Annotated in this window: 10 protein-coding genes; 7 read left to right on the forward strand and 3 right to left on the reverse strand. The window is 64.5% G+C overall.

From position 1 onward, the window contains the following. Positions 1-385 precede the first annotated feature (385 nt). The 3 genes from V5A53_RS10745 (at position 386) to V5A53_RS10755 (ending at position 3204) form a co-directional block, all read left to right on the forward strand. Positions 386-757, forward strand: a complete 372-nt coding sequence (locus V5A53_RS10745; RefSeq protein ID WP_332313610.1) for a 30S ribosomal protein S8e — start codon at positions 386-388, stop codon at positions 755-757. A gap of 166 nt (positions 758-923) precedes the next feature. Then, positions 924-2327 carry an FAD-dependent oxidoreductase gene (locus V5A53_RS10750; RefSeq protein WP_332313611.1) on the forward strand — a complete coding sequence of 468 codons (1404 nt, stop codon included), beginning with the start codon at positions 924-926 and terminating at the stop codon, positions 2325-2327. A 280-nt stretch (positions 2328-2607) separates the two neighbouring features. Further along, positions 2608-3204 (forward strand): DUF7344 domain-containing protein, encoded by a 597-nt coding sequence (locus tag V5A53_RS10755; protein WP_332313612.1) that lies wholly within the window; start codon positions 2608-2610, stop codon positions 3202-3204. A 294-nt stretch (positions 3205-3498) separates the two neighbouring features. Here V5A53_RS10755 and V5A53_RS10760 read toward each other — a convergent pair whose 3' ends face one another. Next, positions 3499-4203, reverse strand: a complete 705-nt coding sequence (locus V5A53_RS10760) for a helix-turn-helix domain-containing protein (RefSeq protein WP_332313613.1) — start codon at positions 4201-4203, stop codon at positions 3499-3501. A 126-nt stretch (positions 4204-4329) separates the two neighbouring features. Here V5A53_RS10760 and V5A53_RS10765 point away from each other — a divergent pair, with 126 nt between their 5' ends. The 3 genes from V5A53_RS10765 to V5A53_RS10775 are packed head-to-tail and all read left to right on the forward strand — an operon-like array spanning position 4330 to position 6189. Next, a complete protein-coding gene (locus V5A53_RS10765) occupies positions 4330-4977 on the forward strand; it encodes a metal-dependent hydrolase (protein WP_332313614.1) in 648 nt (215 codons plus the stop codon). After that, a complete protein-coding gene (locus V5A53_RS10770; protein ID WP_332313615.1) occupies positions 4977-5657 on the forward strand; it encodes a metal-dependent hydrolase in 681 nt (226 codons plus the stop codon). Before V5A53_RS10765 ends, V5A53_RS10770 begins: the two co-directional genes overlap by 1 nt. Then, positions 5650-6189 (forward strand): GNAT family N-acetyltransferase, encoded by a 540-nt coding sequence (locus tag V5A53_RS10775; protein WP_332313616.1) that lies wholly within the window; start codon positions 5650-5652, stop codon positions 6187-6189. Before V5A53_RS10770 ends, V5A53_RS10775 begins: the two co-directional genes overlap by 8 nt. A gap of 33 nt (positions 6190-6222) precedes the next feature. Here V5A53_RS10775 and V5A53_RS10780 read toward each other — a convergent pair whose 3' ends face one another. Together V5A53_RS10780 and V5A53_RS10785 are read right to left on the reverse strand one after the other, a co-directional pair. Next, positions 6223-6786, reverse strand: coding sequence for a hypothetical protein (locus tag V5A53_RS10780; RefSeq protein ID WP_332313617.1), 564 nt, complete (start codon positions 6784-6786; stop codon positions 6223-6225). A 105-nt stretch (positions 6787-6891) separates the two neighbouring features. Further along, positions 6892-7728: a TatD family hydrolase gene (locus tag V5A53_RS10785; protein WP_332313618.1), complete on the reverse strand. Its 837-nt coding sequence runs from the start codon at positions 7726-7728 to the stop codon at positions 6892-6894. Between the two features lie 116 nt (positions 7729-7844). Here V5A53_RS10785 and V5A53_RS10790 point away from each other — a divergent pair. Next, positions 7845-8511: cupredoxin domain-containing protein (locus tag V5A53_RS10790; protein ID WP_332313619.1), on the forward strand; the 667-nt coding region annotated here is incomplete at its 3' end.

Raw genomic sequence — 8511 nt, forward strand, 5'->3', positions numbered from 1 at the left:
CGTCCGGAGGCTCATGCATGTTGGCTGACGTGGCGCGGCCAAATACCCGTCGGTCCGGCTAGGTGGTTGTGTCGTTTGTTTATAAATAGAGCTTGGCGACTCCCCCACCGCAGACAGCCGGAAAGCCCTCGGCCCGCTGGCGGTCGCTGAGGAAGATCCCCTCGCTTCGCTCGGGTAGGGCTTCCTCAGCGACCCCTATCTGACACAACCACGTCCGTCAGATATGTCGCTGAGCGACCGCCAGCCGGCTGAGGGCTTCGGAGGTGGTATGGTCAGACGAGCCGCCACGCTCAAGTGAGAATAGACCAGTCCGAGACACCAGAACATCACATCCTCCCGTTCCAACCCGAGGCATTGAAGTACGCGCCCGGGATAGCTAACGCATATGAACAGTCACGGACGGTCCGAGAAGAAACGGACTGGCGGTCGACGCCGCAACGTACGCAAAAAGCGCAAGCACGAACTCGGTAGCGAGCCGACCGAGACCCGTGTCGGCGAGGACAAACTGAAGGTCGTCGATACCCACGGCGGGAACGAGAAGTTCCGCGCCGTCGCTCGCGCCGTCGCTAGCGTCGCCACCGACGACGGCGTCGTCAACGCCGACATCGAGGACGTCGTCGAGAACGCCTCGAACCCCAACTACGTTCGACGGAACATCATCACGAAGGGCGCCATCGTCGAGACCTCGGAAGGTCGCGCACGCGTTACCTCCCGCCCCGGTCAGGACGGGCAGGTCAACGCCGTCCTCGTCGAATAACGCCGCTCGTTTCTCCGCGTTTTCGCGCCGACAGTAGCTGCTTTCGATGCCACTCGATATCGCTCGAAAAACCGTGATATTCGTTCTCGTATGCCGCAGAGGCGGCGTATGACGGGGCTTAAGTGACCGTCCACGGTGGTTACGAGTAGCAGGGTTCCGTTATAGAATGTCCGAGGAATACGAACTAGTCATCATTGGTGGCGGAATATCGGGCGCGTCGCTTCTCTATACGGTCGCGAACTTCACCGACGTAGAGAAGGTCGCGCTCATCGAAAAGGAAGACGAGATAGCGGCGATCAACTCCGATCACACGAACAACTCCCAGACGCTTCACTTCGGGGACATCGAGACGAACTACTCCCTCGAAAAGGCCGAGGAGGTAAAGGAGGGCGCCGAACTTCTGGCCGGTTACCTCGAAAACGTCGATTCGGACCGCGAGATGCACAGCAAGCGGAGCAAGATGGTGCTGGCGGTCGGCGACGAAGAGGTCGACAAGCTGGAATCCCGATACTACGACGAGGGCTTCGGCGACCTCTTCCCGAAACTCGAACCCATCGGCCGCGACGAGATCTCCGAACACGAACCGGCGGTCGTCGAGGGCCGTGACCCCGACAAGGAACTGCTCGCGCTCCAGACGCCCGACGGCTACACCGTCGACTACGGTCAGACCTCGAAGTCCTTCGTCGACGACGTCCGCGACGAATCCGGCGTCGACGTCTTCACGGGCACCGAAGTCAAGGACATCAAGGAGACCGACGACGGCTTCGATATCTGGACCGACGAGGGCTCCTTCTCGGCGGAGACGACCGTCGTCGCCGCTGGCTCGCACAGCCTCCAAATCGCCCAGGAGATGGGCTACGGCGAACACCTCTCGCTTCTGCCCGTCGCCGGGAGCTTCTTCCTCGCCGACGACCTCCTGAACGGGAAGGTCTACACCCTCCAGATGAAGAAACTCCCCTTCGCGGCCGTCCACGGGGACGCCGACGTCCACGACCCGTCAATCACGCGCTTCGGACCGACGGCGAAACTCGTGCCGGCCCTCGAACGCGGCTGCATCTCGACCGTCAGCGACTTCTTCGACGTGTTCGGCCTCCGAGCCTCCGCGTTCCTGAGTTACGCGAACATCCTCTCGGACCGCGTGCTGCTGCCGTACGTCCTCAAGAACCTCGTCTACGACCTGCCGGAGGTCGGCAAGCGCTCGTTCCTCCCACACGTCCAGAAGGTCGTGCCGAACGTCGAGGCCTCCGACATCGAACGCGCGAAGGGCTACGGTGGCGTCCGACCCCAGATCGTCAATACGCGCAAGAAGTCCCTCGAGATGGGCGAGGCGAAAATCGTCGAGGACGACATCATCTACAACATCACGCCATCGCCGGGTGCCTCGACCTGCCTGAAGAACGCGATGCGGGACACCCACCAGATCGTCGAGTTCCTCGACGGCGATTACGAGTTCGACGAGGAAGCCTTCCGCAGCGCGACCATCGACAATTTCCCCCGCGCGGACAGCCACGGTCCCGACGCCGGAGCCACGATAGAAGCCGAAGCCGAGACCGCTGAAGCCGACGACTAGGCCGAACACATCAGCGAATCGCCGCGCGGTTTTTATAGGGGCGCTTACTGAAACGACCACGAGATCTCGGTTACATATAGGCGAGTCCTACCTCCGAGTAATCCGGTCGAATCGGTTCCCCAGCTCTCGCCTTGGATTCCCGTGAATCCACGGACAGCGAATCGAAATTGGGGGAAAGCATTGTGTGCCAAGGCACAACTATACCCTCAGTCGTGGCATACGACCGTGATGTGAGTAGTAGGATAGCTATAAACGAACACGAGCGGAGGGAAATATCGCGTTGACCGGGGTACGGGAGGAACGCGAGTCCACCCCTGCTGAAGAGGATGCCTCGGCAGAGGCGGGACGGGCGGTCACCGACTCCACGGCAAGCGTCGAAGGTCGGGAAGCGGACGCGTTACCGCTGGATGTCGTCTTCGACGTGCTCAGAAACGCTCGGCGGCGGCGAGTCCTGCAGTACCTCGACAACCACGCCGGGCAGGTAACGCTATCCGAACTCGCCGAACACGTCGCGGCCATCGAGCATGACACGACACCGGAGGCTCTCGATACCAAGCAACGCAAGCGCGTCTACGTCGGGCTCTATCAGTCCCACCTCCCGAAACTCGACAGCATCGGTGTCGTGACGTTCGACCAGGACCGTGGCCTCATCGAACGGAACCCGACCGCTACTCAGCTCGAACGATACCTCGACAGCGAGGACTCCGATGCCCGCCCGTGGCATCATTACAAGCGATTCGCCGGCGTTAGTGCCTTGGTCATGCTCCTCGGCGCGGTAACGGGCATCGTTGCGAGCGTCGATGCGATAGCGTTGTTACTCGGTCTCTGTGTCGGACTGGCCGGCCTTGTCGCGTTTCACGCGTACGAACGACGGTGAGAGCCGTTAGAACCCGACCCAACTATGTCACTGATAAAATCAAAACTCGATTCGATATTCAACCGCGCACCAACCAGCGAGTCCGACGAAACGGACGCCTCGACGGGAGGCCAACCGCCCACGAATCTCCTCCACGAGTGTCCCGAGTGCGGTACCGTCTACCTGAGCGAAGGGCCGCATGCGTGTTCTGCGTGTAATTCGACGACGACGCCCATCGAGCGGACAGACTAACCAGCCGCTGATTCGAAAGCCGGGTCAGAACGAGAGGTAAGCCGCTGCTACTGGCCGACTCGGTTATGGGAAGTCACGAAGCGTGTCCAGTAGGTCGTCGAGCGGCTTCGTGGTCGTCGCAAGCGACACGCCGTCGGCCCGGGCCAGCGCCGGTGCGTGCTCCCAGAGGTCCTCGTCCTCGATGCCGTGGAGGACGACGGCGGAGGGCGTCGGCGTAACGACTCGCAGGGCTACCAGCGGCGATTCCCCCCGCGTCACGTCCGTGAAGACGAGCGCGCGATTGGTCGACTGGCCGTAGAGGCGGTAGAACTCCTCGCTGGAGAGCCGTTTGATGGCCTCGACGCTGTTGATGACGGTGTGGCCGGCGATGGTATCGGCCTGCCCAGTCGTGACGGTTTTGGCGTCGATGGTCCGGTGAAAGCGGGTAATCGGGACGGTCGCGGAGTATTCACGAAGGTCGTAGACCACGTCGGATTCGAATCCGGCGGAGATGACGCGGGCGTGTTGGCGGACGCGGTCGCCGCCCCGACGTTCGTCGACCGCGAGCAGTCCCTCGACGACGCGCCGGACGACGCGAACGCCGGGGTTCTCGCGCCGGCCGCTCTCGTAATCGGAGACGACCGAGGCCGAGACGTCCAGCTGCTCGGCCAGCGTCGTCTGGGCGACGTCGAACTCCTCGCGCCACTTCCGTAGCGTCGCACCGGGGTCTGCGGAGAGAGTGACCTCGCCAGCGATTCGCTCGGCGAGTTCCTCGCGGGGGTCGCGCATACTCCAAGCCAGCGTGCCGACGGGTATAAGCGTGCCTTCGTGGCGCCGTCGCTGTCGCGGGGGCCACTTCAGACGCGCCACATGCCCGCCCGCGAATTTAAGCGGGTTCGGACGAACAAGCCGCTAATGCCGCCGACCCTCGTCAACGTCGCCGTCGGCGTCCTTCTCGGGGTCGCCCTCCTGGGCGCGGCCTTCGACCGCCGGTCGCTGGCAGTCGTCGCCGTCGCGGCCGCCCTGCCGGATCTCGACGCCGCCCTCAGCCTCGTCATCGACGGCGCGACGAACGCCGCCCTCCACTCGGTATTCGTCCCGCTTGTGGTCGCCAGCCTCCTCTACTGGGATACCGAACGCCGCGAGGAATCGTGGCTCCGTTCTCGGTACGGCTGGTATGGCGTCCGAATCGCGTGGGTCGCCGTCGCCGCCTACGCCGTCGCCGGCATCGGCCTCGACCTCTTCAACATCGAGAGCGTCGCCGTCCTCTACCCGCTTTCGAACGACTACTACGCCATCGTCGGCAAGTTCGTCCTCTCGACCCAGGAGGGGGTCATCCAGACCTACGTCGAGTTCGGCAACAGCATCCTGTCGGTCCGGACCGTCGGCACGACCGAGAGCCGTCACATCGCGACGTGGGTCAATCCGACGGCCGGCACCGGCAACCCGTCGGACGCCGACCGCGTCGTCCGTTTCGTGGATTCGGCGTGGCAACTCGTCGTCGTGATCGGAGCCATCGCCGCCATCCCGGCCAAGTTCGCCGCCGAAGGGGGGCGGCACTGATGCCGTCGACGGTCGTTCAGGTCGGCCTCGCGTTCCTGGTCGGGGTCGGCCTCCTCGGTCGGTACTACGACCGTCGGGCGGCCGTCTTCCTCCTCGTGGCGGTCCTGCTGCCGGATGCCGATACCCTCGTCGGGTTGGTGATGAACGGCGCCCACCGGACGCTGTTGCACAACGCCGTCTTGCCGGTGGTCGGCATGGCGGTCCTCTACTGGGAGACCCACGTTCGGGAGGTATCGTGGATACGGCATCGGGTCGGCAACTACGGAACGCGGCTCCTGTGGGTCGGCGCCTTCGTCCACCTCTTCGCCCACGTCTTCCTCGACTGGACGCACCTGGAGGGCGTCAACATGCTGTGGCCGCTCCGCGACCAGTTCTTCCAACTGGGGGGCGAGGCCTACTACTCGACGGCCGAGGGGTTCGTCCAGACGTTCGTCGAGGTGTTCGAGGACCCCGACACGGGCCAGCAGTCCGTCGACGTCGGCGGCGGCGGGAGCCGACAGGAGACCCACGTTTCGAACCCAGCCCAGCCCTCGGCGGACCCCTCGCCCGACGAACCCGTCGACCGCCGCCTCCCTATCGCGGTACAGGGGTGGCAACTCTACCTCATCGTCGCCGGCGCCTTCGTCGCCGTAGCGAAGCGGTTTCAATCCCCCGGCGTCTCCGAGTCGAACGATGAGTGAACACCCCGAGGAGATCACGCTTCGCCCCTACGACCCCGGCGACGATGCCGACCGACAGGCGCTGTGGGACCTCAAGATCGCTTTCGAGACCGGCCTCGGTACCGGAACGGGAACCGACGAGAAGGCCGCGAAATACGAGTCGAAACTTGACGACGCCTACCGTCGCCGCTGGCTGTCGTGGGTCGACCGCTGTGTCGACGGCGAGGAACGGTGTCTCCTGCTCGCGGAGGCCGACGCGGATGCCGGACTCGACCGCACCGACGGCGTCGTCGGCTACCTGTTCCTCCTCCCCGAACGCCTCGCCTTCATCTGGGATGCGGCGGTCATCAACGAACTCTACGTCACCCCCGACTGGCGGGGTGAGGGGGTCGCCGACGCGCTCATGGACGCCGCCGTCGCCGTCGCTCGCGAGCAGGACCTGCCGCTGGACCGGCTACTGCTCGACGTCGACCAGGATAACGAGCGGGCCTACGCGTTCTACGAACGACACGGCTTCGAGCCGTGGGGAGAGATAGTTTCTCGGACGCTGTAACTCCGCGAAAACGCGGGCCGTCGTGGCTTCGATCTATCCTGCGGTTTGTCCCCCGATGGCCCCGCCGATGGCGCCGAATACGACCGGATAGAGGATTCCGGTGACGACGATGGCCGGAAGCATGTCCGGCGCGCCGGCGGCGTCGCCGACTGTCACCTCGAAGAGGAAGACCCCGAGGATCGACAACACGAGATAGCCCGGAGTCACGAGCGCGCCGGCGACGGCACCGTCGCTGAGGTCGCTGATGCCCTGATACCGGGAGATCGCCAGTCCAGCGATGATGAGAAGGGCTGGCGGCAGGAGGTACAGTGCGGCGGTGAAGCCGTCCTCGCCGCCGACGAAGTTGGGCGGCGGCTGGAAGAATCCCACGTTCTCGTAGCTGATGTCGACGAAGTGAGCGTTATAGAAGACCCAGCCGACGAGTTCGTAGGTCGCGGATTCGCCCTCGAAGCCCTCGACGATACGGTTCAATGCCGAATTCTCGATGTCGGTTGCGGCGATGAGATAGGTCACGACGTAGCCGAGCAGCCACGCGACCACGCCCGCTACCGCTCCTACTCCGAACGGCAAGTCATCCGTATCGACGCTTGCTGACATATCATCCGGCCCTTCACGGGCGACTTAAAAGATAGTTCCGGCCGTTCGTCTGACCGGCGTCCGACGGTCCCCGGAAGCCGGAGGCCGGTCGAACGCCTCGGATGCTCACTCCAGCGTCGCTTCGGTATCGACGCCGTAGACCCGCGCCGGCGTCTCGACGTGGGCGCGGTAGAGCGAGTCCTCGTAGCCGTCCTCGGCGAGCCACTTCGTCCGGTTGGGGACGGTCTTCGGGCCGAACACCGCGCCCGGTCGGTCGGGGTCGTCGATGAAGTCCGTCTCCATGAAGAACGGCCAGTCGCCGCCGCAGGCGCGTTCGAGTTCGTCCTTGTCGCAGATAACGCTCGGAATCGGCCCCTCGATGTGGCCGTTCGCGTAGTGTTTGACCACCCGCTCTCGGGGCAGTCCCTCGGCCTCGGCCAGTTGGGCGACATCCGTGAAGTCCTCGCCGCCTTCGGTGTGCAACTGGACGGCACAGCCGACCTCCGCGGCACGTTCGAAGGCGTAGGACATCACCTCGTTGGAGGCCTCCCAGACCGCGTCGCTGACGTCGTAGTGTGGGCGGCCGGATTTGATGGCCAGCGCCGGCCCATCGGCGACGTACTCGGCGGCCACCTCGATGCCGGTTTTCATCAACTCGGCAGCTGCCTCGGCGTCGAAGCCGCGGTCGGTCAACTGCGAGATCAGACCGGGGTGGACGCCGAGGACGGGCCACGCGCGGCCCGGTAGTATCTCGTCGGCCTCCTCGGTCACCTCGACGGTGATGTCGAACGTCTCACGGAACCCCTCGGCGCCCTCGACGTCGCCGACGAGGTGCCACGAGGGCTTGTTGAGGACGTTCAGGTGCGTGCCGCCGACGTTGGCGAACTCCTCGGCTGCCTCGGCGCCGCGGCCGTTGACGGGGTCCAGATGGAGGTGGTTGTCGAGAATCGGGCCGTCGTACATGGGTGAGGGTTCGGTTGGCGTCGGGAAAAACGGCACGGGAGACCGCCGCCGATTCCCGCGAAGTTCGGAGGAAATTCGGAAACCGTTGATGCTACCCCTATCCGTAACCACGGACAATGGCCCACAAACGACGCACCGTCCTGCGCGGACTGGGGAGTGCCGCCATCGTCGGGAGCGTCGCCGGCTGTATCGGCGACGACACGGGTGCTGACGACGAGGGGTCGTCCCCGACGGATACTGACGAACCGACAGCGACCGAGTCCGACGAGTCGACGCCAACAGGGGACCACTCCGAGACGACGGTTACGCTGGTCTCCAACGCATTCCAGCCGGATTTCGCCACCATCGAGGCCGGTACGACCGTCGAGTTCGTCGTCGAAAGCGGCTCTCACACCGTGACGGCCTACCACACAGACAACGACCGTCAACATCGCGTCCCGAACGGCACCGAGGTATTCGACGTCCCGATGGAGGAAGGCGAACGGGAGACGCCCACCTTCGAGACCGAAGGCGTCTACGACTATCATTGTAAGCCCCACGAGAGCGTCGGGATGGTCGGGTCGATCCTCGTCGGCGACGCCGGTTCGGACGCCAACGGACTCACCGAACCGGACGGGTCGGACCTGCCCGAGGCCGCGGCCGACGCGATTCGTGACCTGAACGACCGCGCCCGCGAGGAACTCGGGGTGGAGACCGAGGGCGGAACGGCCGAGACCGAAACGGAGGGTGACGAATCCACGGAGACGGAAACCGATAGCGACGATGGCGGGGGTGGATACTACC

It is taken from the genome of Natronomonas sp., assembly GCF_036625485.1.
Lineage (GTDB): Archaea > Halobacteriota > Halobacteria > Halobacteriales > Haloarculaceae > Natronomonas.

Coding starts and splice junctions, on each gene's coding strand:
- V5A53_RS10785 (WP_332313618.1), bottom strand. CDS start 7,728: ATGTACGACGGCCCGATTCTCGACAACCACCTCCATCTGGACCCCGTC.
- V5A53_RS10745 (WP_332313610.1), top strand. CDS start 386: ATGAACAGTCACGGACGGTCCGAGAAGAAACGGACTGGCGGTCGACGC.
- V5A53_RS10750 (WP_332313611.1), top strand. CDS start 924: ATGTCCGAGGAATACGAACTAGTCATCATTGGTGGCGGAATATCGGGC.
- V5A53_RS10760 (WP_332313613.1), bottom strand. CDS start 4,203: ATGCGCGACCCCCGCGAGGAACTCGCCGAGCGAATCGCTGGCGAGGTC.
- V5A53_RS10780 (WP_332313617.1), bottom strand. CDS start 6,786: ATGTCAGCAAGCGTCGATACGGATGACTTGCCGTTCGGAGTAGGAGCG.
- V5A53_RS10765 (WP_332313614.1), top strand. CDS start 4,330: ATGCCGCCGACCCTCGTCAACGTCGCCGTCGGCGTCCTTCTCGGGGTC.
- V5A53_RS10775 (WP_332313616.1), top strand. CDS start 5,650: ATGAGTGAACACCCCGAGGAGATCACGCTTCGCCCCTACGACCCCGGC.
- V5A53_RS10770 (WP_332313615.1), top strand. CDS start 4,977: ATGCCGTCGACGGTCGTTCAGGTCGGCCTCGCGTTCCTGGTCGGGGTC.